This window comes from Pseudomonas sp. EL_65y_Pfl2_R95 (assembly GCF_963971045.1).
Taxonomy (GTDB): domain Bacteria; phylum Pseudomonadota; class Gammaproteobacteria; order Pseudomonadales; family Pseudomonadaceae; genus Aquipseudomonas.
Genome location: NZ_CAXAOV010000002.1, coordinates 29,158 through 54,928 on the forward strand (window position 1 = coordinate 29,158; position 25,771 = coordinate 54,928).

Here is a 25,771-nt window from a genome sequence, read left to right on the forward strand (position 1 = left end):
CCATCACAGCTTAACGCTAACAAAAATTCAGACTGAACGATTTCTTTGAATGGGTTACTTAGCCTAGATCCCGCAGCGTTGAGCCTCAATGATCCTTATGCTCAGCCTGCATTGACAGTTTCAGTCAGGTATTATGGGTACTTGTCACAAGATATTCCGAACAGCGTTCAATCAGCACATATTCAGCGATGAACCAATAGGTGTTCATGTATTCCGATGTTCTAAATCGGCGTACGGCTGTTAACACCGTCGTTAAACCTCAACAGGAGCTTTCATATGCGCACAGCTGGTGCACGGAGTCGCGGCCGAATACCCGCCAAATTGTTGGCCGGGCTACTACTCATCATGGGCCTGGCCTTGTTGGTCGGCGGCATTCGCCTCGGCATGCTGGGTGGCTCCTGGTATTACTTGCTTGCGGGTATAGGCGTTAGCCTCAGTGGCTTCTTCCTGTTCCGCCTGCATCCAGCCGTCGTCATTATTTATGCGATTTTCCTGTTTGCCAGCACTGGCTGGTCTCTGTGGGAGGTTGGCCTCGACTGGTGGCAACTGGTGCCACGTCTCTCGCTATGGTTCGCCATCGGCTTGATCCTGTGGCTGCCTTGGATTCGTCGTCCGCTGCAGCCACAGCCTGTCGGTCTGGCCAACGGCTTGCTCGGTGCCTCGGTGGTATTGGCAGGTGCCGTGGCCGTTGCCAGCCAGTTCACCGGTTACAACGGTGAAATCAAAGGTGAGTTGACCCGCGCCAGCACGGATGTCGAAAACGCTGCCCCAGAGATGCCTGATGGCGACTGGCAAGCCTATGGCCGCACCAGCTTCGGTGACCGTTATTCGCCACTGGGGCAAATTACCCCGGAAAATGCCGATAAACTGGAGCTGGCGTGGACTTACCGTACAGGGGACATTCCAGGGCCGAACGACCCCCAGGAAACCACTGCAGAAAACACCCCGCTGAAAGTTAACGGCATGCTCTATGTGTGCACGCCGCACAGCCAGGTAATTGCGCTTGATCCCGACAGCGGCAAGGAGATCTGGCGCTTCGACCCTAAAATCACCACGCAACATGCCGATAGCTTCAAAGGCTGGGCACACATGACCTGCCGTGGCGTGGCGTATCACGAAGACAAGAGCGCAGCCCAAGCAGGGACATCGCCTGAGCAAACTGCCTGCCCTCGCCGCTTGTTCCTGCCAACCGCCGACACCCGTTTGATGGCAATCAATGCCGACACCGGCAAGGTGTGCAGCGAGTTTGGTGACAATGGCACCGTTGACCTGACCGCCAACATGGGCAGCTTTACCCCTGGTGGTTACTACTCCACCTCACCTCCGGGTGTGAGTGGTGATTTGGTGATCATTGGCGGCCACGTGACGGACAACGTTTCGGTCGATGAGCCTTCTGGTGTAATTCGCGCCTATGACGCCAAAGACGGCCACCTCGTGTGGAACTGGGACAGCGGCAAGCCGGATGCCACTGCGCCGATTGCCGAAGGTGAAACCTATACCCGCAACTCGCCGAACATGTGGTCGGTGATGAGCATCGACGACAAACTCGGCCTGCTGTATCTGCCGATGGGCAACCAGATGCCTGATCAATGGGGCGGCAACCGTTCCGAAGCGTCAGAGATCTACAGCGCTGGCGTGACTGCACTGGATATCAAAACCGGTAAAGTGAGCTGGACCTTCCAGATGACCCACCACGACTTGTGGGACATGGACATTGGTGGTCAGCCGACCCTGGTCGATATCAAAACCGCCGACGGGGTTAAGCCGGCGCTGATGGCATCCACCAAGCAGGGCAGCATCTACGTGCTTGACCGTTCGACCGGCAAGCCGATTGTTCCGGTCAATGAAACACCGGTTCCGCAAGGCGCAGTCAAAGGCGACTTCACCTCACCGACGCAGCCCATGTCGGAACTCAATTTCATGCCCAAAACCCTGACCGAGAAGGACATGTGGGGCGGTACGCCATTTGACCAGATGCTGTGCCGCATCCAGTACAAGTCACTGCGCTACGAAGGCATCTACACCCCGCCGTCGCTGCAGGGCTCGATTGTGTTCCCGGGTAACTTCGGGGTCTTCGATTGGGGCGGGATTTCGGTTGATCCCAAGCGCCAGATTGCCATCGTAAACCCCAACTACATGGCGTTTACCTCGCAACTGGTGCCGAGTGAAGCGGTTGAAGGTGGCCCAGCACGCAAGAGTGAAACCGAAGGCGTGCAGCCAAACAAAGGCGCGCCATACGGTGTAATTCTGCAACCCCTGCTCTCGCAGCTTGGCTTGCCGTGCCAGTCGCCGCCTTGGGGCTATATCGCAGCAGTTGACCTGACTAACCATCAGGTTATCTGGCAGCACAAAAACGGTACTGTGCGCGACAGCTCGCCTGTACCTTTGCCGCTGCCGATGGGCGTACCAAGCCTTGGCGGGACAATCACCACTGAAGCGGGCGTGGCCTTCCTCAGCGGTACGCTCGACCAATACTTGCGCGCCTATGACGTGACTAACGGCAAGCAACTCTGGGAAGGCCGTCTCCCGGCTGGCGGTCAAACCACACCGATGACCTATACCGGTAAAGACGGGCGTCAATACGTCTTGGTCGTTGCCGGCGGTCATGGTTCGCTCGGCACCAAGCAAGGCGATTATGTAATGGCCTTTGCCCTGCCGAAAAAGTAACAGCGGCTCGCCCGACAGTTACAATGCTAAGGAGCCTCTGAAAAAAGTAGTTTTTCAGGGGTTCCCTTCAAGGGGGCCGCAAGGCCCCCTTTTAGTTTAAGGAGCCCCGATGCTCAAGCCTCTCGCCCTGCTGCTTAGCCTATCCAGCTTAAGCGCATGCACCACGAGCCCGACCATGTCTAATCAATACGACCTGCTAATCGGTAGCTACACCCAGGGTGCCAGCCAAGGCATTTACCGCTATCACTACGACAGCCAGACTGGACGCATCAGCGAACAGCCAGAGCAGATTGTCCGCGCCGCCAACCCGTCTTTCCTGCTGCTCTCGCGAGACCAAACCCGGCTATTTGGTGTCAATGAAAACGGCCCAGGTCAGGCTGACAATATCGGTCAGGCCAGCAGTTTTTCGATCGAGCCAAGCGACCACTCGATTCACCCAATCAACCGCGTCGCCAGCGGCGGCGATGAGCCAACACATGCCAGCCTAAGCGGTGATGGCCGCTTCTTGTTTGTGGCCAACTATGCGGTTGAGCCTGTGCCCGGTGGCAGTCTCAGCGTGTTAGCAGTGAGTTCCGATGGCGCGCTGCATGCGCCCAGCCAGCGTTTTAGCCACAGCCCCAGCCAAGTGAATAAAGCGCGCCAAGCCAGCTCGCACGTTCACTCGGTGGTCATGAGCCCTGACCAGCAGTATCTGCTTGCCAGTGATTTAGGTGCCGACCAGGTCGTCAGCTATGGCTATAACCCACAACCAGGCTCAAATAAGCCCTTAAGCCCTGCAGGATCAACAGCCCTGCCACCCGGTAGCGGCCCACGCCACCTGCTGTTCAGCAACGATGGCAAACATGCCTACCTGACGCTTGAGCTCAGCAATCAATTAGCGGTATTCAATTACGCCCAAGGTAAGCTGGCTCAACAGCAGATGATTGACCTGAATCCGCCGGAGACGCCCCGGGCCACATATGCCGCAGGCGCGCTGCACACTTCCAACGATGGGCGCTTTTTGTATGTCGCCACGCGCGGCCCGGTGAGCCGGATACTGGTATTCAAAACCAACCCGTTGGATGCTCAGCTTGAGTTGATTCAGCATCACGCAGTCGAGGGCAAAGAGCTGCGTGAATTTCGCATCGACCCGAGCGGCAATCACCTGTTGATTGCCAATCAAGGCAGCAACGAAGTGCTGGTGATCGCCCGCGATTCACGCAGTGGCAAACTGGGCGATGTGCAACAGAAGCTTAATGTCGGCAACCCGTCTGATCTGCTGTTTATCGGCGCCGATAAATAAGCACCGATGCGCTGAAATAGCCATTTAAGCGCACGCGGGGTCATCCTTGCGCCTGGCAGCTTGTCCCTGCAGCGGCTGACTGGCACCATCGGCCTGCCGTTATCAGGGATCAGCTTTCATGAGCGAAGCAACCATTGCCAGCCATTTTGTCCGCGCCGCTATTGGCGGTGCGCAGCGCAAAGGCTATGACTGCTCGGCCCTGCTGCGACAGCTCAATATCCAACCGGCGCTACTAGACGAGCCGCGGGCACGCATCGCCCCTGAACAATTCGCGCTGCTTGTTCAGCAACTGTGGGAACTGCTCGACGACGAATACCTCGGCTTCGGTAAACATCCGAGCAAGCGTGGCACGTTTGCCATGATGTGCCACGCCATTATCCACTGCCGCACGCTGGAAAAAGCCCTGAGCCGCGGCAGCTTGTTTTACAGCCTGTTCGCCGAGGCGCCCAGTATTCAGATTAGCCATGAGGGTGACTTCGCCTGTATCAGGGTCGATGGCTCTAATCTGGATGACCCTGAGCACTTTTTAATGGAGTCATTGCTGGTCATTTGGCACCGACTGGGCAGTTGGTTAATCGGCCAACGCATTCGCTTGGAGCAGGTCACCTTCAGCTACCCGAAACCCAATCACGAACCACACTACCAGTTACTATTTCCCTGCCCGCGAACCTTCAACAGTCAACGCACCTGCCTGCGCTTTCACAAACGCTATCTGGCGATGCCATTGCTGCAGGACGAACGCACACTCAAGCACTTTCTTCAGCACTCCCCCGCTGATTTACTGGCCCGCCCCGATGGCGGGCACAGTCTGATCAGCCAGATCCGGCGTTTGCTTGGCCGAGACTGCAACGAATGGCCAGACCTTGAGCACATCGCGCAAAAACTGCACATGAGCCCGCAAACCTTACGCCGCCATCTGCGCGAAGAGGGCTCGAGCTTTCAGGGGTTGAAAGACAATCTGCGCCGAGACCTGGCTATCTATCACCTGAGCCGCGATGATATCTCGATTCAAGTGATTGCCGAACAACTCGGTTTTTCCGAGCCCTCGGCTTTTCACCGTGCCTTCAAAAAGTGGACCGGCCTGACACCTGGTGCTTACCGGACCCTGGAACACTGATCGGCCAGACCTCAAAATCGCCAGAAACCCGGTGCCTACAAGCGGCGTGCACGCCATGCGGCGAGGATAAACAAGCCCGCCAAAACACCCAGCAGCGCCAACCAGCCGGCGTGCTCGAAAATATAGCCGCCAACATACCCGACCACGCTTGAGCCGAGGTAATACGCACAGAGGTAGAGTGCGGAGGCTTGTGCTTTGGCACCTTTGGCCCGCTGCCCCACTTGGCCGCTGGCAACGGCATGGGCTGCGAAAAAACCGAGGGTGAACAAGCCCAAGCCCACCACCACGGCAGCCAGCCAAGGCGTCGCACACAGGCCGACGCCGATTAACATGATGATGATCCCACCCTGCATGACGTGCCGTGCACCCAGGCGCGGCACCAGCTTGCCGGCCCAGCCAGCACTGAAAATGCCCACCAGATACACCGTGAACAGCAAACCAATGACAGTCGACGACAGGTTGAATGGCGCCGCCGCTAAACGAAAGCCCACGTAGTTGAACATGGCGACAAAGCCGCCCATCAACAAGAACCCCATGCTAAACAGCAGGCGTAATTCTGGGTTGGCCAGATGCATTTTAAAATTACCCAGCAACCCCTTAAGCGATAACGACTGCGCTTGAAAATGTCTGGATGGGGGTAGCAGCCAGATAAACAGACCAAGACCCAATACGCCAAGGCCGCCAATACCCGCCAAGGCCAGGTGCCAACCGCCAATATCGCTGAGCCAACCCGCCAGCAAACGGCCCAACAACCCGCCGAGCGCAGTGCCGCCGATATACAGGCCCATTGCTGCCGGCAGGGCTTTGGGATCGAATTCTTCGCCGACATAGGCCATGGCCAGTGCCGGCAAGCCGCTGAGCGCCAGCCCCAGCATTGCACGCAGAACCAACAAGTGATCCCAGTCGCTGACAAATGCGCAGGCAATTCCAAGCAGACTGGCCAACCCCAGCGCCACCGCCATTACCGGCTTGCGCCCCCAACTCTCCGCCAGCGCACCAGACACAAGTAAACACAAGGCAAGGCTCAGCGTGGTGAGAGACAATGCCAAGCTGCTGGCTGCGGCAGAAACATTGAAATAACTGGTCAATAACGGCAGCAAAGGCTGCACGCAATACAGCAGGGCAAAGGTTGAAAACCCAGCGCAGAAAAGCGCCAAAGTGGCACGTTTATAGGCGGGTGTGCCTTGTTGCAGATGGCTGGCAATAGCGGTATTGGACATTTCACGGCTCACAAAGCACGGCCCCTGACTGGCCGCCGACAAATGTTAGCATGCTATCGACCTTATGGATGAGCATTAACAAGCGACGGCGCAACTTTGCCTGATGGCCCAAGGCCGAAGGTCCCGGCATGCTGGGTTGGCAAATTATCGCCATAGAGGCGTAAGCTATTGCGCACACCTATAGCTAATTCGTCCATGCATTATCGGGAGGGCCTCGAGCACTGCGCCTAAGAACCACGCAGCTCGTTGCGCACAGGCTGTTACGCACGGATTGCACTAAGGATAAGCACGCTTGGACAGCAGTATCTTCTTTGCAGTTATAGCCGCCGCCATGCTCCATGCCGGCTGGAACGCGCTGATCAAGATCGGCCTCGACCGCTACCTTACCGTGTGCCTGATTCAGATGGGCGCGGGCATTGCCGCGCTCTGCACACTGCCGTTCGTGGCCTTTCCTCAAGTCGAGGCTTGGCCGTGGATTATACTCTCAGTGCTGCTGCATATCGGCTACAACGGCTTTCTCGCCCATGCCTATAAATACGGCGACCTGAGTCAGGTGTACCCGTTATCCCGGGGCAGTTCGCCGCTGATTGTTGCCTTGATATCCGTGGTCTTGCTCCATGAAACCTTGAGCTGGGGGCAAATCAGCGGCTTGCTGATTCTGGTCACCGGGATCTGGTTGATGGCGCTGCGCACCAGCAAAGACAGTCCATTTAACACCCCGCTGCTGCTTACCGCGTTAACTACTGCCAGTTTTATTGCCGCCTATACGCTGGCAGATGCGGTAGGCGCTCGGGTCAATGGCGATGCCTTCTCGTACGCAATGTGGTTGTTTGCAATGAATGGCGCAGTGACCTTTATGATCCTGGTTGGCCTACGTGGCACAGCCATATTGAGCAGGTTAAGCCTTTACTGGAAAGGCGGACTGGGCGGTGGCGTGATGTCACTGATGGCCTACAGTATTGTCATCTGGGCCATGACGCTAGCTCCGGTGGCAGTGGTATCAGCATTGCGTGAAAGCAGCGTCCTGTTTGCCTTGTTAATCGGCCGTGTGGTCCTTAAAGAGACGCTGCCCCTGCTCAGAGTGGTGTCCTGCATCGTCATTTTAATGGGTGTGGTAACCCTGAAACTGGCCTAAAGAAAGGTGGCACTTTGCGGCCTAGACGTGCTGCCTTCCACGTCCTACTCTGGAAATGCTCATGGGGTTACTTTGCATGGGCAATCACGGAGGATTCCACGATGACCGATTTTGTCGTTAGCGCACGCCGTATCAAACAAGGACTGTTTATAGCCGAACCCGGGCCTTCGCGTTTTTTGCGGGTTGCCGAGCAGCAATTGCCACAACCGCAAGACGGTCGTACCGGCGTCACCTGGGTCAATGCCTGGCTGCAACAAATGCTTGAGGTTGCGATTTGGGGGGTTGATGAGCGAACAGGAGCCGCTCGCGGTGACATTCTGATCTTCGTCCACGGCTACAACAACAGCCCCGAAGAACTGATAATGCGACACCGACAGTTGAAAAATGACCTTTACAGGGTTGGCTGGAAAGGCGCCCTGGTCTCTTTTGACTGGCCTTGCGACAACAAAACCGCAGGCTATCTGGAGGACCGCCACGACGCGAAGCAAAGCGCCATGCAACTGGTCACCGATTTGATCTCGCTACTCGCCGCCAAGCAAACCCCGGATTGTGCAGTCAATACCCACATTCTGGCGCACTCAATGGGCGCTTATGTGGTGCGCGAAGCCTTCGATGACGCGGATGACGCCCGCCTGGAAAACAACAGCTGGATGATCAGCCAACTGTGTTTTATTGGCGCAGACATCTCATCTGGCTCGCTCACTGAAGGCAATGCTACAACTGATTCGTTATACCGCCACAGTACCCGCCTGACTAATTACTTCAGCCTGGGTGACAGCGTGCTTAAGCTAAGTAACGTCAAACGCGCAGGCGTCGCGCCACGCGCCGGACGCGTTGGTTTACCGCCACGTGCACCGGGTACAACCGCCAATATTGATTGTTCGCTTTATCATCAGGCATTGCTTGAAAGCGAAACCTTGCAGGCGGTCGATCAAGCTGACGGCTTTCACGGCAATAAAAGCCACTCATGGTTCTTTGGAAATCGGGTTTTTACCCTCGATTTGTTCGAAACCCTGAAAGGCGACCTAGACCGCAGCATCCTGCCGACCCGAAGCCCCAGCACCACCGAACGAAGTTTCAACTTGGTACGCCCTGCCACAATATAATCACCCCATCGCAGCGTTGCCGGCTGACTATTGCGCTGTCCAATGAGTATCCAGCCGCGCCCTTTACCTAGAACTGCGGCTATACACAGTGCAGAATGCACAGATGAATGAACGCTATATCCCAAACTGCTGTACTGCCCTCAGTGATCACTGGCCTTTGCCATTGCACTTACCCAATACGCGGCTGATCAGCACTCAATTTGACCCCGGCCTGTTTGATCCCACGGTGTTTGATCGCTGCGGGATTGCCCCTGTGCGCGGCGTTGCCAAGCGCCAGACTGAATACCTTGCTGGCCGTCTTTGCGCGCGTGAGGCGTTGTATCAGGTTACCGGGGTCGCAAGCGTGCCAGAAGTAGGCGAAGACCGCGCCCCTGTCTGGCCAACAGGTATCAGTGGTTCGATCTCTCACGGTCGCGGCCTGGCAGCCGCCATTGTCGCCGACGTCAGCCACTGGCGCGGCGTTGGCCTGGACATTGAGTGCCCACTGAGCACTGAACGGGCGACACGGTTGGCCAAGGAAATTCTAACCCCGGCAGAACTACAGCGGATCGCCGACGAAAGTGCCCAGCAGCAAGCCTGGCGGATCAGCCTGACATTCTCGCTCAAAGAAAGCCTGTTCAAAGCCCTTTACCCCTTGGTGTTGAAACGCTTTTACTTTGAGGACGCGGAACTGATCAGTTGCGACGGCGGCGATCAGGGAAAAGCGCGCCTGCGCCTGCTCGTCGATTTGAATCAACACTGGCGTGCCGGGCATGAGGTCGAAGGGCAATTTTGCCGGGTTGGCAATCACCAGCTCAGCCTGGTCCATATCCCGACTTAATCACCTCAGTAGCCTTAGTTAATCCCCTCCTGCGCGCAAATCCGATAAACTCTGCTCATTGCTGCCAGGAGCACCTATGCGCGACGAACTGAATCAAGGCTTGATCGACTTTCTCAAAGCCTCGCCAACGCCCTTCCATGCTACTACCAACCTTGCGCTTCACTTGGAAGCTGCGGGCTACCAGCGCTTGGATGAGCGCGATACTTGGCACACCGAAGCCGGTGGCCAGTATTACGTCACGCGTAATGACTCGGCCATCATTGCCTTCAAAGTTGGCAAGCGCCCGCTGACCGAAGCCGGTATCCGCCTGGTCGGCGCCCACACAGACAGCCCATGCCTGCGCGTTAAACCCAACCCAGAGTTGCAACGCCATGGTTTTTTCCAACTGGGTGTCGAAATTTACGGCGGTGCATTACTCGCCCCCTGGTTTGACCGCGACCTGTCCTTAGCCGGGCGTGTCACCTTCCGCCGCGACGGCAAGGTTGAAAGCCAGTTGATCAACTTTGAGCTGCCAATTGCAGTCATCCCTAATCTGGCGATCCACCTTAACCGTGATGCTAACAGTGGTTGGGCAATCAATAAGCAAATCGAGATGCCACCGATTCTGGCTCAGGTTGCCGGCACTGAACCGGTTGATTTTCGCGCCATGCTGGCTAACCAACTGGCGCTTGAGCACAGCTTGAATGCCGACGCCGTACTTGATTACGAACTGAGCTTTTACGATACCCAGCCCGCTGCGGTGATCGGGCTTAACCGTGATTTCATCGCTGGGGCGCGTCTGGACAACTTGCTGTCTTGTTATGCCGGGCTGCAAGCGCTGCTGAGTGCTGGCGATGCCGAAACCTGCGTATTGGTCTGCACCGACCACGAAGAAATCGGCTCTAGCTCAGCCTGCGGCGCGGATGGGCCGATGCTTGAGCAAGTACTGCGCCGGGTGATTCCTAATGATCAAGACTTCGTGCGCAGCATTCAACGCTCGCTGCTTGTATCTGCAGACAACGCTCACGGTATTCACCCGAACTATCCAGACAAACATGACGAGAATCACGGGCCAAAACTAAATGCTGGTCCCGTGATCAAAATCAACAGCAACCAGCGCTACGCCACCAACAGTGAAACGGCAGGTTTTTTCCGCCACCTGTGCCTGGAAAACGAAGTACCCGTACAGAGCTTTGTGGTGCGCAGTGACATGGCGTGTGGTTCGACCATAGGTCCAATCACCGCCAGCCAACTGGGTGTTCGTACCGTTGATATTGGCTTGCCAACCTTTGCCATGCACTCAATCCGCGAGCTTGCCGGCAGCCATGACTTGGCGCATCTGGTTAAAGTTCTGAGTGCGTTCTACAGCAGCCCTGAGCTGCCTTGAGGCCCATATGATCGAGCACATTCGCAACAGCCTGCTGGAAGCGCAAAGTGCGCTGGACAACTTCATCAACAATGAGCAGACCCTGCAAAATATCGAGCGGGCTGCACAAATGCTGGTCGACAGCTTTGAGCATAAGGGTAAAGCCTTCTCCTGCGGCAACGGCGGCTCAATGTGCGACGCCATGCACTTTGCTGAAGAGCTTACCGGTCGTTACCGTGGCAATCGCCCAGGCATCGCCGCAGTTTCAATCAGCGATGCCAGCCATATAAGTTGCGTGGCCAATGATTTTGGCTACGAATACATTTTCTCGCGTTATATCGAGTCCCACGGCCGTGAAGGCGATGTATTGCTGGCATTCAGCACCAGTGGCAAAAGCCCCAACGTGCTCAATGCAGTCGCTGCAGCGAAGCAGCTTGGGGTCAAGGTCATCGGCCTGACGGGCAAACCCGGTTCCAAGCTGGAAGAACTGGCAGATGTTTGCATTTGCGCACCGGGAGGCAACTATGCCGACCGTATTCAGGAGTTGCATATCAAGGTTGTGCATATCCTGATCGAGCTGATCGAGCGCAAGCTCAGCCCGGAAAACTACGCATAACGCTATTTCAAGCCTTGCAGATGCCGGGGTGGGCGAACAAAGCGTCACCCACCCCGACGATCAATCCGGCACTTCAACGCTGACGTGGATGGCGTCATGGCGCCAATATTCAAGATCGCAGTCAATCAAGCGATCATGCTGATCACGATTGACTCGCGTAATGCGCAACGCCGGACTCCCTACCGCCACCCTCAAGCTGCTCGCCGCATCGGCATGCAGCGCTGTAGGTACCATGTCAAACCGCACCCGTCCGTAGCGAATCTGATATTGCCTGGCGTAAAGCTCGGTCAAAGACCGGGTCAGATCAAATTCAAGAATCGCCGGAAAATATACCGGATTCAAATAGTGTTCAACGTAGAGCACCAAGCGCCCGTCAATGCGCCGCGCGCGGCGAATCTGAATCACGCTGGTCAGTGCAGATAGCCCCAGTATCTGACAAATCTCGGCATTGGCCGGTATCAACCGCGCACTTAATACCTCGGTAGCAGGCTCACGACCCTGCTCGGCAACCATCGCATGAAAATGACTGCGCACCAGTGGGTTGTAAGCCACCCGTGCGGGCGAAACAAACCAGCCCCTACGTTCTTCACGGTACACCAGCCCCTGCGCTTCTAACTGGCCCAAGGCCTCGCGCAATGTAATGCGTGTCGTGGCGAACAACTCACTCAACTTGCGCTCGGCGGGCAGCTTGTTTCCGGATGCGAGTAAGCCATGCTCAATCTGCTCTTCCAGCGCACGACAGATAGTCGTAACGGCCCGCGGTGTTACCTCACGCATCAAGGTGTTCCTTTTGGACTAGTCCAGCCCTGTTTCGGGGCATTAAATACTTCATTCAATCCGCTCAACATTTGCAGCAAGCCTAGGCAGTCTAGATGACGGCTAGATGACAGGTAGAGGCAAAGCACCTCTCGTGCCAGCAAGATGGGTAAATATGATCTTTTAAAACAGCGACTTATCCATGGTCTACGCTTGAAGAGCGGCACGCGGCCAAAGGGTACTAACAATAAGCAGTGGCGGAGGACATAAAACTGTCATTTTTTCCGCCTAAATTGGCTCGGGTATTGCTGATCTAGACCAACACTCAATTGCAAGGGAGTTTCCAATGAAACAACTGCTGCTAGCTACATTGATGGGTTCGGCCATCGCCATGGCGACACACGCGATGGCTGCGGATACAGATGTCAAAGCACTCGAGCAGGCTGCTCGCACTGAGGGCGAAGTGAACAGCGTCGGCATGCCGGACAGCTGGGCCAACTGGAAAGACACCTGGGCTGATCTAAACAAAACCTACGGCCTCAAACACCTCGACACCGACATGAGCTCGGCGCAGGAAATCGCCAAGTTCGCCGCCGAAAAAGACAATGCCACCGCAGATATTGGTGACGTCGGCGCCGCATTCGGCCCTATCGCCGTGCAACAAGGGGTAACCCAGGCCTACAAACCGACAAACTGGGACCAGATTCCAGAGTGGGCCAAAGACAAAGATGGCCATTGGATGCTCGCCTACACGGGCTCGATTGCATTTATCGTCAACAAGCAGCTGGTTAAAGATGTGCCTAAAAGCTGGGCAGACCTGAAAAACGGTAAGTACAAGGTTGCCATTGGTGACGTCAGCGCCGCCGCCCAAGCGGTAAACGGCGTGCTGGCAGCAGCCATTGCCAATGGCGGTGACGAAAAGAACATTCAACCCGGCTTGGACTTCTTCGCTGCAATTGCCGAGCAGGGTCGCTTGTCACTGTCGAACCCAACAATCCAGACCTTGGAAAAAGGTGAAGTCGAAGTCGGCGTGGTCTGGGATTTCAATGGCCTAAGCTACCGCGATCACATCGACCCAAGTCGGTTTGAGGTGCTGATCCCATCTGACGGCTCGGTGATTTCGGGCTACACCACCATCATCAACAAATACGCCAAGCACCCCAATGCAGCCAAATTGGCGCGTGAGTACATTCTTAGCGATGCCGGTCAGATCAACCTGGCCAAAGGTAATGCGCGGCCAATTCGCGCTGACCACCTGACCCTGCCGGCTGAGGTTCAAGCCAAACTGCTGCCTAACGAGCAGTATGCCAACGTCAAGCCGATCAAGGATGCGGCTGCATGGGAAGCAACATCCAAGGCACTGCCGCAACAGTGGCAAGAGAACGTCATTATCAATATGGAATAAGCGGTTTTTGCATGCTTGACCAGCAGGGAGGCAACGCGAGTTGTCTCCCTGATTTGATAAAGAACCCTGTGAGTCGACTATGAAACACAATGTCATCCTGGTGATTTTGGATGGCCTGAATTATGAGGTCGCCCAGCATGCCATGGGCCACCTGCAGGCCTATTGCGGTGCCGGACGCGCCGCGCTGTACAAGCTCGAATGTGAGCTCCCTTCGCTGTCGCGACCGCTCTACGAATGCATCATGACCGGTATTTCGCCTATCGACAGTGGCATTGTGCACAACGATGTGGTGCGCCTGAGCAACCAACGCAGCATCTTTCACTATGCGCGCGACGCCGGCCTCAGTACCGCTGCGGCGGCTTACCACTGGATGAGTGAACTCTATAACCGTGCGCCATTCGTACCCGCCCGCGATCGCCATACCGACGACGCCACGCTGGCAATTCAGCACGGCCACTTCTACTACGCCGATCACTACCCTGACTCGCACCTGTTTGACGATGCTGAGCATTTACGCGCCCGGCACACACCGAATTTTCTGCTGGTGCACCCCATGAATATTGACGATGCCGGTCACAAGCACGGGCTCGACTCCGCGCAGTATCGCAACAGTGCCAGACGCGCTGACTTAATCCTCGCCGAGTATTTGCAGCGCTGGCTGGAGGCTGGTTATCAAGTATTGGTGACTGCCGATCACGGCATGAACAACGACCGCTCGCACAACGGTTTGCTGGCTGAAGAACGCGAAGTCCCGCTGTTTGTTCTTGGTGATGCATTTAGCTTTGATCCACAAGCAGCGCCCAAGCAGACTGAATTGTGCGGCACGGTCTGCCAACTGCTTGGCGCCGATCACGACAAACCACTGTGCAAGGAACTGCTTAAGTGAGTGCTGTTAAATCCCGACTGTCACAGCGTAAATGGCTGGCAGCCTTGTGCCTTGTCCCCTTTGCACTGTTCTTCTTCGCCTTTCAGATCGCCCCGCTGATCTGGATTAGCCTTAACAGCGTTAACGTTGATGGAAGTTGGAGCCTGGGCAACTTCGAAAAAATCTTCTCCTCCAAGTTTTACCTGCAAGCGATCAAACACAGCTTGCAGGTGGGGTTCTGGTCGAGCCTGTTCGGCATCATCATCGCCATCATCGGCAGCTACTCGCTGCATCAGGTCGATTCTAAGTTGCGCGACTTCGTCATAGCCTTCTCCAACATGACCAGCAACTTTGCCGGTGTGCCGCTGGCCTTCGCCTTTATCATCCTGCTCGGTTTCAATGGCGCTATCACCCTGCTGCTCAAGCAAATTGGTTGGATTGACGATTTCAACCTGTACTCGAAAACCGGCTTGATCGTCCTTTACACCTATTTCCAGATTCCCCTCGGCGTGATGCTGCTCTACCCGGCTTTCGATGCCTTGCGCGAAGACTGGCGCGAATCCGCCGCTTTGCTCGGGGCGAACGGCTGGGATTTCTGGCGACATATCGGTTTACCGGTCCTGACACCGGCGCTGCTCGGCACCTTTGTGATTTTACTGGCCAATGCTTTGGGCGCTTATGCCACGGTGTATTACCTGACTACAGGTAACTTCAATATCATGCCGATTCGCATCGCCGGCTTGGTTTCTGGCGACATCTCGCTCAATCCGAACCTGGCAAGCGCCCTGTCCATGGTCCTGCTCGGGTTGATGGCGCTGATTACCATCGTCCACCAGGTGCTTTTGAAGAGGAGTTACCATGTCGCGCGTTGAGACCCAGACCGCCAGCATCCTCTACCACCGCGTGGTCGTATGGCTGCTGTTTTTAATCCTGCTATTACCCCTGGCAGGCACCTTGTTGTATTCCTTGGCGACCAGCTGGTCGGCGACCATCTTGCCCGATGGTTTGACCTTCAAGTGGTACCTCGAATTATGGGGTGAGCCGCGTTTCCTCAGGGCTTTTGGTCAGTCACTGTTGATCTGCTTTGCCGCGCTGTTTCTGGCCTCTGTATTGATCCTGCCACTGCTGTTTGTGGTGCATTACTACTTCCCGAAACTCGACGCACTGATGAATATCCTCATCCTGCTGCCGTTTGCCATGCCGCCCGTGGTGTCATCGGTGGGCTTGCTGCAAGTCTATGGTTCCGGGCCGGTGCAGTTAGTGGGTACGCCATGGATTCTGATTGGCTGTTACTTCACCATCGCCCTGCCCTTTATGTACCGGGCGATCACCAACAACCTGCAGGCGATCAACCTGCCAGACCTGATGGACGCTGCGCACCTGCTAGGCGCCAGCACCTGGAAAGCCGCTTTTCTGGTGGTTCTGCCTAACCTGCGCAAAGGCTTGATGGTTTCGCTGTTTCTGTCGTTCTCGTTCCTGTTTGGCGAATTTGTCTTCGCCAACATGCTGGTCGGCACGCGCTATGAAACCTTGCAGGTTTACCTCAACAACATGCGCAACAGCAGCGGCCACTTCAACAGTGCGCTGGTGATCTCTTATTTCTTCTTTGTGTTGATATTTACCTGGGCAGCCAATCGCCTGAACAAGGACAAATCATGAGTTTTCTGAGCATTCAGAGCCTGCATAAAAGCTATGGCAGCACGCAAATTTTCAGCGATATCAATTGTGAAATCGCCCAGGGCGAATTTGTCACCCTGCTCGGCCCATCAGGTTGCGGTAAATCGACCTTGCTGCGTTGTATTGCCGGCTTGACCACAGTCAACGGTGGGCAGATTCTGCTCGACGGCGAAGACCTGGTGCCAGTCACACCGCAAAAGCGCGGCATCGGCATGGTATTCCAGAGCTATGCGCTGTTCCCCAATATGAGCGTCGAGCAAAATGTCGCCTTTGGCCTGCGCATGCAAAAAGTAAAAAAAGAACAAACGCATGAGCGCGTGCAAGAAGCCCTGAAGATGGTTGAGCTTAGCGATTTTGCCAATCGTTATCCGCACCAGCTGTCCGGTGGCCAGTGCCAACGTGTGGCGCTGGCTCGTTCGCTGGTGACCCGGCCACGCTTGTTATTACTGGATGAGCCGCTCTCTGCGCTCGATGCTCGCATCCGTAAGCATTTGCGGGAGCAGATCCGCGAGATTCAGCAAGAGTTGGGCCTGACCACGATTTTCGTCACCCACGACCAGGAAGAAGCGCTGGTAATGAGTGACCGCATCTTTTTGATGAACGCGGGCAAGATCGTGCAAAGCGGTAATGCGGAAACCCTCTATTCCGAACCGGTTGACGCCTTCGCTGCTGGTTTTATCGGCAACTACAACCTGCTTGATGCTGATGCTGCCAGCCGTCTGCTGGACCGCACGTTCAGCACGCGCGTGGCCATCCGCCCTGAAGCCATCGCGATCAACCCCAGCGGTGAGATTGAAGCGCAGATCCGCAGCCACAGCCTGCTCGGCAACGTGATCCGCTACCGCGTAGAAGCACGGGGAGTTGAGTTACTGGTCGATGTGCTCAATCGCAGCGAGAGCGACCTGCACAGCAAAGGCCAACGTATAATCCTCAGTATCGATGAGCAAGCCGTACGAGAAGTGGCGTAATGACCCTGGCAATTTTTGACTTAGATGACACCTTGATTGACGGCGACTGCGCGAGCTTGTGGAGCGCTGAAATGGCCAAGATTGGCTGGGTCGATGGCGAAAGCTTTCTGGCCCGCGATGAGCAATTGATGGCCTTGTATGCCCAAGGCGAACTGGCGATGGAAGATTACATGGCGTTCAGCCTTTCCCCACTGGTTGGCCGCACGCCCGAAGAAGTGGCCTTTGTGGTTGAGCCATTTGTCGAGGATGTGATCGAGCCGCGCTTGCACAGCGATGCAACCCGCTGCCTGGCCACACACCGCAAAGCAGGCGAGCGCATTGTAATTATCTCCGCTTCTGCGCATTTTCTGGTCAGTGCAATTGCCCAGCGCCTTGGCGTTGAAGAGGTGCTGGCCATCGACCTCGACATTCAACATGGCTGCTACAGCGGCAACACCCAAGGCGTACTGACCTACCGCGAAGGCAAGGTTACCCGCCTCAAACAATGGCTTGCCGACAATGGCGAATCCCTTGAAGGGGCGTATTTTTACTCAGACTCGCGCAACGACCTGCCCCTGCTCAAGCAAGTCGACAACCCACGCGTGGTGAATCCGGATCCGGAGCTCAGGGAATATGCCGAGCAGGCCCACTGGCCAATCCTCAACTGGCGCTAAGCCGCATACAGGTTAAACACAGCTTGACGCTTGCGTGGTTGACGCTCTTGTAGGGTGGCTGACGCTCTTTTCAGCCACCATTTTTCGCCGCAAACACAGTATGACTTGCTGTACCCTGTTGACAGGTTATCGCCCCGTGCCGCCCCCTGCCGCAGGACTGCGCGCCGCCAGATCAGTTTTTTGTAACACTTTACAGATTCACACGTCTGTATCTGCGTAGACGCTCAACAGCCGGTTGGTTATGCGACTCACTGCAGTGAGTTGTTCAACATAGCGATACATATGCGACTACCCCAGCTGGCTCAGTCGGCTGCACAATCGATATTTAGCTAGGAGCCTATGATGCATAACTGGAACGATGTCATTTCTCGCGCCACCCACGGCAACCCAGCGCCTGATCGCAAGGTCACCAAGACCGAAGAAGAGTGGCGCGCCCAGCTCGACGCTGAGCAATACCGGGTCACCCGCCAAGCCGGAACAGAGCGGCCACATAGTTCACAGATGTGTAGCCTGTTTGAACCCGGTGTATACGGTTGTGTGTGCTGCGATACGCCACTGTTCGATGGCAGCAGCAAATACGAATCGCACAGCGGCTGGCCGTCATTCACCCAGCCGATCAAAGACAACGTGGTTGCCTATCATTCGGACTCAAGCCACGGCATGACCCGCATTGAGAACACCTGCAATGTCTGCGACGCACATTTGGGCCATGTATTCCCCGATGGACCAGAGCCAACCGGTTTGCGCTTCTGTATGAACGCTGTCTCCTTGAAGAAGCTCGCTTAGCGCTCTCGAAGTTCCTGTGACAAGTACCTGTGGCGCGAACTCGCGCCACATCTGGTTGAGGACTGAACCATGAAAGCGATCTGGAATAACAAAGTAATTGCTCAGTCAGATGCGACCGTATTGGTCGAAGGCAACCCCTACTTCCCGCCTGACTCCATTGTCAGCCAGTACTTCAAGCCCAGCGACCACAGCAGTCATTGCCCGTGGAAAGGCCAAGCGCAGTACTACACCCTTGAGGTTGAGGGCCAGCGTAACGCCGATGCCGCTTGGTACTACCCTGAACCCAAAGATGCCGCCGCCAACATTCGGGGCTATGTGGCATTTTGGAAAGGTGTAGTGGTCAGCGAGTAAGCTCCTCCGTGAGCTGCTGCCGTTCTGAGGCTCAACCAAGCCAATGAAAATGGGACACACGTCCTTGCTTAATTTCTGCCTGCTAGCCCATGGGGCGATGTTTCAATTAAGCTAGGGTCCATGAAGCCTAAATACGACGACACTCGCCAGCACCTACTCGACACCGGTCATCAGATCATGTCGAGCAAAGGCTTTTCCGGTGTCGGTCTTAGTGAAATCCTGCAAACGGCAGGCATTCCCAAGGGTTCGTTCTACCATTACTTCAAGTCGAAAGAGCAGTTTGGCCAAGCCCTGCTCGAAGACTATTTCAAGCACTATCTCGCCGGACTGGATGAACGTTTCGCCGATCAGGCGCTTAGCGCGCGCGAACGTCTCCTTGGTTATTGGCAGCATTGGCTCGACGGCTACAGCGGCCCGCAGTGCGAGGCTAAGTGTCTGGTGGTGAAGTTGAGCGCAGAGGTGGCCGACCTCTCGGAGGGCATGCGCATTACCCTGCGTGACGGCACCGATCAAGTCATAGGCCGTCTGGCTGACTGCATAGACGCCGCCAATGCCGACGGCTCGTTGCCCGACCTTGATGCCAAAGACAATGCGGCAATGCTCTACCAGTTATGGCTGGGCGCCAGCTTATTGAGCAAGCTGCACCGCACCAGCGAACCCATGCAGCAAGCCATGCGCGTCTCGCAACAACTGCTCACGCCCTGACGCCTCTGCCAATCGGCTGGATGACGCTCTTTTCATCCACCATTTTCGCAAGCACATTCGATGATTGGTTGACCCTCGATGACCAATCTTCGCATGCGACACCCAATTCCAACCCCTCCCAAGCCGCAATCTGAAATCCAATTGAACCAAAACTAGACGACCAGTCTAATAACTCTCTATGGTGAGCATCAGCTAAGCTGAAGCACCCGAGATAATTGAAACGATTGGCCCAAAAGCCCACCTAACAAAGTAGTCATATGGCCTGAGCCGGATTGCAGTCAGGTCTGCAACACACTCAATCAGGAGTCATGCACAGATGCAGCAATCAACGAGTATGAACCGCCAAGTTGTTCTCGCCTCACGCCCGAGTGGCGCGCCGACCGCAGAGAACTTCCGAATTGAACAGAAGCCAGTGCCAACGCCTGAGAAAAATCAGCTGTTGCTGCGCAGTGTGTACTTGTCACTCGACCCCTATATGCGCGGTCGCATGAGCGACGCTGCCTCTTACGCCGATCCCGTTGAGGTCGATGGCGTGATGGTCGGTGGCACCGTAAGCCGCGTGGTCAGCTCCAATAATCCAGACTTCAAAACCGGCGACTGGGTGTTGTCCTACAGCGGCTGGCAAGACTACTCGGTATCGGACGGCACGGGCCTGACCAACTTAGGCAGCAACCCGCAACACCCTGCCTATGCCTTGGGCATCATGGGTATGCCGGGCTTTACCGCGTACATGGGCTTACTCGACATTGGTCAACCGAAAGCCGGTGAAACCTTGGTTGTAGCCGCCGCGACTGGGCCTGTTGGGGCCACCGTGGGCCAAATTGGCAAAATTAAACAATGCCATGTGGTCGGCGTCGCCGGTGGCCCTGAGAAGTGCCGCCACGCCGTTGAGACGCTTGGTTTTGACGCATGCATCGATCACCACGCCAGCGACTTTGCCGAGCAATTGGCCAAAGCCTGCCCGAAAGGCATCGATGTGTATTACGAGAACGTCGGCGGCAAGGTCTTCGATGCGGTACTGCCGCTGCTCAATGCCCGCGCACGGATTCCGGTTTGCGGGCTGATTGCCCAGTACAACATGACCGCTTTGCCTGATGGGCCGGACCGCATGACCCTGCTCACCCGCACCATTCTGACTAAGCGCTTGAAGATTCAAGGCTTCATCATTTTCGATGATTACGCCCACCGCTATGACGAGTTTGCCCGCGATATGGGTCAATGGCTGGCCGACGGCAAAATCAAGTACCGCGAACAAATCGTCGAAGGTTTGGAGAATGCACCAGAAGCTTTCATCGGCCTGCTCCAAGGCAAGAATTTCGGCAAGTTAGTGATTCAAGTCGGCAACGAAGACTAAGCGCATCTATTAAGAGGCTGATATGAAAATTCTGATGGTTTTAACATCCCACGATCGCCTGGGCGATACCGGTAAAAAAACCGGTTTCTGGCTCGAAGAGTTCGCCGCGCCTTACTACGTATTTAAAGATGCGGGCGCCGCGATCACTCTGGCCTCACCCAAGGGCGGTCAACCACCGCTCGATCCGAAAAGCGACGAGCCTGATGCACAGACAGCTGCTACCGACCGTTTTAAGGGCGATGAGGCGACGAAAAAAGCCTTGGCCAACACCGTTAAGCTTGAGACGGTAAACGCCACAGACTATGACGCTTTATTCTATCCGGGCGGCCATGGCCCGCTCTGGGACTTGGCCGAAGATGCCACTTCGATTGCCTTGGTCGAGGACTTTTATGCTGCGGGTAAACCGGTTAGCGCCGTTTGCCACGCCCCGGCTATTTTTCGCCATACCAAAGGGGTCGACGGCAAACCGCTGGTCAATGGCAAGAGCGTAACCGGGTTCAGCAACAGCGAAGAAGCTGCGGTACAGCTGACTGATGTGGTGCCCTTCCTGGTTGAAGACATGCTCCAGGAGAAAGGCGGGATCTATTCAAAATCGGCTGATTGGGAAAGCTATGTGGTCGGCGACGGCCATCTTGTTACCGGTCAGAACCCCGGCTCATCGGAAGCCACAGCAGAAGCTGTATTGAAACTGCTGCAGTGATGTAACCGCCCAGCCTGCGCTGACGTTGTAAACTGGGCGTTCCTGTCGTAAGAAACTAGAAAGCCAGCCGCAAACATGACCCAACGCCCGCCACTCGCCGCTTACCACCACGCCATCGATCAACTGGACTTCAAGCCGGACAACGCACAGCAGTTTGCCGCTGAGCAACTGCAGGCCTGTTACGACGCGTTGCACAACTCCGCAGTGGATAAACCGGCTGCGGTCGGCGTGTATCTGTGGGGGCCTGTGGGGCGCGGTAAAACCTGGTTGATGGATCAATTCTATAAAAGCCTGCAGGTACCGACCCGGCGTCAGCATTTTCATCATTTTATCCGCTGGGTCCATCAGCGCATGTTCCAGTTGACGGGCACCGCTGACCCACTGCGGGCGCTAGCCTGTGAGCTGCGCGACGAAGTGCGGGTGCTGTGTTTTGATGAACTTTTCGTCAATGATATCGGCGACGCGATAATTCTCGGCAAACTGTTCCAAGTGATGTTCGAGGAAGGCGTAGTACTGGTCTGCACGTCCAATCAACCGCCCCACCAGCTGTATGAAGGCGGCTTTAACCGTGAGCGATTCTTGCCGGCAATCGCCGCCATTGAGGCGAATATGCAGGTGGTCAACGTGGATGGCGGCCAGGACCATCGCTTGCATCCGGGCACACAAGTGCAGCGCTATTGGCTCACTGCCAATGACAGCCCAAGCGCCTTGCACGGGATCTTCAATCGCTTGAGTGAGGGGCAGCCAAACACCGCCGAAGCGATCACACTGAATCAACGCCACATAAAGCTGATACGCCATGCCGACAGCGTGATCTGGTGTCGTTTTGCCGACCTCTGCGTAGAGGCTCTTGGCTCTGAGGACTACATTGCCTTGTGTGATCGATTCAGCACGATTCTAATCAGTGATGTGCCTTGTCTGAGCGGTCAGCAACGTCATGCAAAGATTGCCCGTGGCACCGAGGACAGCGCACAGCGTATTGAGGCAGGTGACCGCAAGCTGCCCAGTTTGGCCGTGTTTGATGACAGCGTGCGGCGTTTTATCGCCCTGATAGATGAATGCTACGACCGCCGCGTGCCTGTGTATATTGAAGCGGCAGTACCACTGAACGAGTTGTATACCGAAGGTTATCTGGAGTTTGCCTTCCGCCGCACCCTCAGCCGCCTGCAAGAGATGCAGTTACAACGCTTCAGTGCTGAGCCAGAGGCAAGCTCACCCACCCAGGGCTCACCCTCTGTTAAGCGGGAACTGTTATTGACTGGTGGTGCTCAAAAGTAAACACGCAAAGCATTTACTAGGTATTGGACCGTCACTCGCAGCAAGGAATCAGCATGCTTTTCCCGGACTTTACCGGCCTCAAGCTCCATAGGGTCATCAAAAAAACCGTTATCGATTTCGTCGATGACGAGTTACCTACCTACGCCTCAGCGTTAGCCTTTCAGATATTTTTCTCGCTGTTCCCCTTTCTGCTATTTCTGATCGCCATCATCAGCGTACTGGACCTGCAACCTTTCTTCGACTGGCTACGCCTCCAAGCTTCGCTTGTGATGCCGCGCGATGCCTATGACCTGGTCAACCCAGCGATCGATCAACTGCAAACGCAAAAAGCAGGGCTGTTCTCTGTCGCTATTGTGGTCGCACTGTGGACCGCATCATCAGCGGTACGCTCTGTCATGACCGCCACCAATCGCGCCTATGGTGTCAAAGAAGGCCGTCCCGCCTGGAAGCGTTTCCCCCTGTCATTTATCTACACCATTGCCATCGCAATTACCTTGCTCGGCGCAGCCGGCCTGATGGTACTAGGGCCCCAAGCAATCAACTGGCTGGCGCAGCAACTCGGTATCGAGCAAATCGTGGTTACGCTCTGGTCAATACTGCGCTGGCCTTTGGCAGTTTTCATGTTGATGGCAGTGGTTTCGGTGGTCTATTACGTGGCCCCGGATGTCGAGCAGGAATTTCGCTTTATCACCCCCGGTTCCATATTGGCGGTAATTGTCTGGATATCAGCCTCAGTGGGCTTTAGCTACTACGCGCAAAACTTCGCCAACTACAACGCCACCTACGGCAGCATTGGCGCAATCATTATCCTGCTGCTTTACCTCTATATCTCATCGGCGGTGCTGCTGTTCGGCGCCGAACTGAATGCGGTCATCGAGCACAGCCTTGACGAAGGCAAAGACCCGGGCGAAAAGGAAATTGACCCCGAATAGGCCTCGAAAAACCCACCGCAACCGCCGCCGATGAGGCGCGCGGCGTTGCTTATGTAGGTTGATTGGGTAATTGCACAGACTTGCCAACGCACTTGCATTCGACCTGACCCGTCAGTTGCATCGAACGCGCCCGGCATGCTGGCAGAGAACAACAACTGCTGCCGGTCGCGACAGGCAACAGCCGGCCAAAAGTGGTCACTCGCAGGTCATCTGACCAGGGCTAAAGCACAACGGTCGGTTCCAACACAGACCAACACTCTAGACAGCTCGTTGATTGGTATCGGATCTCGCCAATGTCACTTATCGGCTCTAGTTTCGCTCAGGATTCTCGCCGCATCTCTCGCAGGTGGGAGGCCGAATACTCGCGCATAATCTCTGGTGAACTGTGTGGCGCTTTCGTAGCCTACTTCGAAGGCGGCGGCCGTGACGCTTTTGGCACTAGCAACCATGAGCGTCCGGGCCTGCAACAGGCGCACGCGCTTTTGATACTGCAACGGGCTTAACGTCGTGACGGCTTTGAAATGCCGGTGAAACGCCGAAACACTCATGGCCGCTTTTTGCGCCAAGCTTTCCACTCTGATGGGCAGGGCAAAGTCCCGACGAATCCATTGAATGGCGAGACTTACACGAGCCATAGCCGTGTCTGGTGCAGCGATCTCACGCAGCATCCAGCCGTGGGGGCCCTGTAGGACCCAAAACAGTATCTCGCGCTCGTAGACCGGAGCAAGTGCTGCGATAGCGTCAGGGTTATTCATCAGTCGCAGCATGCGCACCCAAGCGTCCATTAGCTCTGGCGTCACCGCTGCCACCGAAAACCCGGGGTCATTTTCATTACGCGCCGTGGGTTTGGCTAAATCGGCTAGTAAGGTTGCGAGTACCGTTGGGTCTAGTGTCAGGCTGACAGCTAGATAAGGCTCTCCCGATTTAGTCGGATGCACTGCGCCCACCGCAGGTAAGTCGACGGACATCACGAAGTACGTCGCGGGATCGTACTGCAGTGTGCGGTCGCCAACCGTCATCGTTTTACTGCCTTGCAGAATCAGGTTGATCATAGGGTCGTAAACGGCAGCCAGCATGTGCTCAGGGATTTTGCCTTGAACCATGGCGACTCGCGGGATACCTGTCTCTGTGCGGCGATTTTCGGCTTTGGCGGCCAAGAAACGCAGTTCATTCAGTTGATTTTTCATGAGCTGGATGTTGACCCAAGACCCATACGATGCGCAAGCAAAAAGCAGAAACAGGCAAGTTTAGAGCAGGAACGGTTGTGCCGGCTAAACCATGAGTAGGTACTGTAGTGGCTCATCTCTTCGACAGCGGAGCACGCTATGAGCGTCATCGTCATCACCGGAGGCAGCCGGGGGATTGGTGCCAGTGCAGCCCAGCACATTGCCCAACGCGGCATGGGTGTCATTCTGACTTACAACAACAATCCCGAATCGGCCGCAGAGGTCGCAGGCATTATCGAGCAGGCGGGCGGTAAGGCCGTCGCACTAAAACTCGATGTTGCCAATGTTGGCAGTTTTGAAGCTTTCCGTGAAACAGTTCTGATGACTTTGCAGGAACGCTGGGGTACCAGCAGCCTCGGTGGACTGGTTAACAATGCGGGCTATGGGCTGTTCAATGTCCACTTCAAGGGGCCATTTTTCCTGACCCAAGCGCTTCTGCCCTTGCTTGAAGAAAACGCCAGCATCGTCAACCTGACCAGCGCAACCACCCGCGTGGCCACTGCTGGAGTGGCTCCTTATGCGTCGTTTAAGGGCGGTCTTGAAGTGCTTACTCGTTACATGGCGAAAGAGTTTGGCGAGCGACGCATACGGGCCAATGCCGTGTCTCCGGGGGCTATCCGCACCGAACTGGGCGGTGGGCTGAATGATGAGTTTGAAGCATTGCTGGCCGCGCAAACGGCGCTGGGCAGGGTCGGTGAGCCCGAAGATGTCGCACGTATTATTGCGATGCTGTTATCTGAGGATGGCGCTTGGATCAATGCACAGACCATCGAAGTTGCTGGCGGGTACAACATTTGAATACGCGAG

The 25,771-nt window shown here is 55.8% G+C and carries 25 protein-coding genes; 22 read left to right on the forward strand and 3 right to left on the reverse strand.

The annotated features are described in order from the left end of the window. The first annotated feature begins 276 nt into the window (after positions 1-276). From AACY09_RS07895 to AACY09_RS07905, 3 genes are all read left to right on the forward strand, one after another. Positions 277-2,667, forward strand: coding sequence for a glucose/quinate/shikimate family membrane-bound PQQ-dependent dehydrogenase (locus AACY09_RS07895; protein ID WP_339487140.1), 2,391 nt, complete (start codon positions 277-279; stop codon positions 2,665-2,667). Positions 2,668-2,776: 109 nt separating this feature from the next. After that, positions 2,777-3,949 (forward strand): lactonase family protein, encoded by a 1,173-nt coding sequence (locus tag AACY09_RS07900; protein ID WP_339487141.1) that lies wholly within the window; start codon positions 2,777-2,779, stop codon positions 3,947-3,949. 118 nt (positions 3,950-4,067) lie between these two features. Next, positions 4,068-5,066 (forward strand): AraC family transcriptional regulator, encoded by a 999-nt coding sequence (locus AACY09_RS07905; RefSeq protein WP_339487142.1) that lies wholly within the window; start codon positions 4,068-4,070, stop codon positions 5,064-5,066. 35 nt (positions 5,067-5,101) lie between these two features. Here AACY09_RS07905 and AACY09_RS07910 read toward each other — a convergent pair whose 3' ends face one another. Continuing rightward, positions 5,102-6,286, reverse strand: a complete 1,185-nt coding sequence (locus tag AACY09_RS07910; protein ID WP_339487143.1) for an MFS transporter — start codon at positions 6,284-6,286, stop codon at positions 5,102-5,104. Positions 6,287-6,578: 292 nt separating this feature from the next. On the opposite strand from AACY09_RS07910, the gene AACY09_RS07915 reads away from it, so the two are divergent. From AACY09_RS07915 to lpcA, 5 genes are all read left to right on the forward strand, one after another. Continuing rightward, entirely contained in the window at positions 6,579-7,421 is an 843-nt protein-coding gene (locus AACY09_RS07915) for an EamA family transporter (protein WP_339487144.1), read from the forward strand. A gap of 101 nt (positions 7,422-7,522) precedes the next feature. Then, on the forward strand, positions 7,523-8,527 hold the full coding sequence (locus tag AACY09_RS07920; protein WP_339487145.1) for an alpha/beta hydrolase: 1,005 nt from the start codon (positions 7,523-7,525) through the stop codon (positions 8,525-8,527). Positions 8,528-8,630: 103 nt separating this feature from the next. Next, complete coding sequence (locus AACY09_RS07925) at positions 8,631-9,347, forward strand: 4'-phosphopantetheinyl transferase family protein (RefSeq protein ID WP_339487146.1); 717 nt, start codon at positions 8,631-8,633, stop codon at positions 9,345-9,347. A 76-nt stretch (positions 9,348-9,423) separates the two neighbouring features. Then, the gene (locus AACY09_RS07930) at positions 9,424-10,713 is read left to right on the forward strand and encodes a M18 family aminopeptidase (RefSeq protein ID WP_339487147.1); all 1,290 of its coding nucleotides are present in this window, start codon (positions 9,424-9,426) and stop codon (positions 10,711-10,713) included. Between the two features lie 7 nt (positions 10,714-10,720). Beyond that, a complete protein-coding gene (lpcA, locus tag AACY09_RS07935; RefSeq protein ID WP_339487149.1) occupies positions 10,721-11,308 on the forward strand; it encodes a D-sedoheptulose 7-phosphate isomerase in 588 nt (195 codons plus the stop codon). 60 nt (positions 11,309-11,368) lie between these two features. Here lpcA and AACY09_RS07940 read toward each other — a convergent pair whose 3' ends face one another. Next, positions 11,369-12,085, reverse strand: coding sequence for a UTRA domain-containing protein (locus AACY09_RS07940; protein WP_339487150.1), 717 nt, complete (start codon positions 12,083-12,085; stop codon positions 11,369-11,371). A gap of 325 nt (positions 12,086-12,410) precedes the next feature. On the opposite strand from AACY09_RS07940, the gene AACY09_RS07945 reads away from it, so the two are divergent. The 13 genes from AACY09_RS07945 to AACY09_RS08005 all read left to right on the forward strand — a co-directional run bounded on the left by AACY09_RS07945 (position 12,411) and on the right by AACY09_RS08005 (position 23,738). Then, a complete protein-coding gene (locus AACY09_RS07945) occupies positions 12,411-13,469 on the forward strand; it encodes an ABC transporter substrate-binding protein (protein ID WP_339487151.1) in 1,059 nt (352 codons plus the stop codon). 79 nt (positions 13,470-13,548) lie between these two features. Then, positions 13,549-14,355 (forward strand): alkaline phosphatase family protein, encoded by an 807-nt coding sequence (locus AACY09_RS07950; RefSeq protein WP_339487152.1) that lies wholly within the window; start codon positions 13,549-13,551, stop codon positions 14,353-14,355. A 17-nt stretch (positions 14,356-14,372) separates the two neighbouring features. Further along, the gene (locus AACY09_RS07955; protein ID WP_445323809.1) at positions 14,373-15,206 is read left to right on the forward strand and encodes an ABC transporter permease; all 834 of its coding nucleotides are present in this window, start codon (positions 14,373-14,375) and stop codon (positions 15,204-15,206) included. Then, complete coding sequence (locus AACY09_RS07960) at positions 15,193-15,993, forward strand: ABC transporter permease (RefSeq protein WP_339487154.1); 801 nt, start codon at positions 15,193-15,195, stop codon at positions 15,991-15,993. The genes AACY09_RS07955 and AACY09_RS07960 overlap by 14 nt, the downstream gene beginning before the upstream one ends. Next, positions 15,990-16,979: an ABC transporter ATP-binding protein gene (locus tag AACY09_RS07965; RefSeq protein WP_339487155.1), complete on the forward strand. Its 990-nt coding sequence runs from the start codon at positions 15,990-15,992 to the stop codon at positions 16,977-16,979. The genes AACY09_RS07960 and AACY09_RS07965 overlap by 4 nt, the downstream gene beginning before the upstream one ends. Further along, positions 16,979-17,632 carry an HAD family hydrolase gene (locus AACY09_RS07970; protein ID WP_339487156.1) on the forward strand — a complete coding sequence of 218 codons (654 nt, stop codon included), beginning with the start codon at positions 16,979-16,981 and terminating at the stop codon, positions 17,630-17,632. Before AACY09_RS07965 ends, AACY09_RS07970 begins: the two co-directional genes overlap by 1 nt. Positions 17,633-17,974: 342 nt before the next feature. Continuing rightward, a complete protein-coding gene (gene msrB / locus AACY09_RS07975; RefSeq protein WP_339487157.1) occupies positions 17,975-18,418 on the forward strand; it encodes a peptide-methionine (R)-S-oxide reductase MsrB in 444 nt (147 codons plus the stop codon). Between the two features lie 69 nt (positions 18,419-18,487). Further along, entirely contained in the window at positions 18,488-18,769 is a 282-nt protein-coding gene (locus tag AACY09_RS07980) for a DUF427 domain-containing protein (protein WP_339487158.1), read from the forward strand. Between the two features lie 120 nt (positions 18,770-18,889). Then, entirely contained in the window at positions 18,890-19,474 is a 585-nt protein-coding gene (locus AACY09_RS07985) for a TetR/AcrR family transcriptional regulator (protein ID WP_339487159.1), read from the forward strand. 316 nt (positions 19,475-19,790) lie between these two features. Further along, positions 19,791-20,828: an NADP-dependent oxidoreductase gene (locus AACY09_RS07990; RefSeq protein WP_339487160.1), complete on the forward strand. Its 1,038-nt coding sequence runs from the start codon at positions 19,791-19,793 to the stop codon at positions 20,826-20,828. Between the two features lie 22 nt (positions 20,829-20,850). Next, a complete protein-coding gene (locus tag AACY09_RS07995; protein WP_339487161.1) occupies positions 20,851-21,528 on the forward strand; it encodes a type 1 glutamine amidotransferase domain-containing protein in 678 nt (225 codons plus the stop codon). Between the two features lie 75 nt (positions 21,529-21,603). After that, on the forward strand, positions 21,604-22,806 hold the full coding sequence (zapE, locus tag AACY09_RS08000; RefSeq protein ID WP_339487162.1) for a cell division protein ZapE: 1,203 nt from the start codon (positions 21,604-21,606) through the stop codon (positions 22,804-22,806). 53 nt (positions 22,807-22,859) lie between these two features. Beyond that, positions 22,860-23,738 (forward strand): YihY/virulence factor BrkB family protein, encoded by an 879-nt coding sequence (locus tag AACY09_RS08005; RefSeq protein WP_339487163.1) that lies wholly within the window; start codon positions 22,860-22,862, stop codon positions 23,736-23,738. Positions 23,739-24,034: 296 nt separating this feature from the next. Here the strand turns inward: AACY09_RS08005 and AACY09_RS08010 are convergent, their stop codons facing one another. Beyond that, positions 24,035-24,925 (reverse strand): AraC family transcriptional regulator, encoded by an 891-nt coding sequence (locus tag AACY09_RS08010; protein ID WP_339487164.1) that lies wholly within the window; start codon positions 24,923-24,925, stop codon positions 24,035-24,037. A gap of 138 nt (positions 24,926-25,063) precedes the next feature. Here AACY09_RS08010 and AACY09_RS08015 point away from each other — a divergent pair, with 138 nt between their 5' ends. Beyond that, positions 25,064-25,762 (forward strand): SDR family NAD(P)-dependent oxidoreductase, encoded by a 699-nt coding sequence (locus AACY09_RS08015; protein ID WP_339487165.1) that lies wholly within the window; start codon positions 25,064-25,066, stop codon positions 25,760-25,762. The last annotated feature ends 9 nt before the right edge of the window (positions 25,763-25,771 follow it).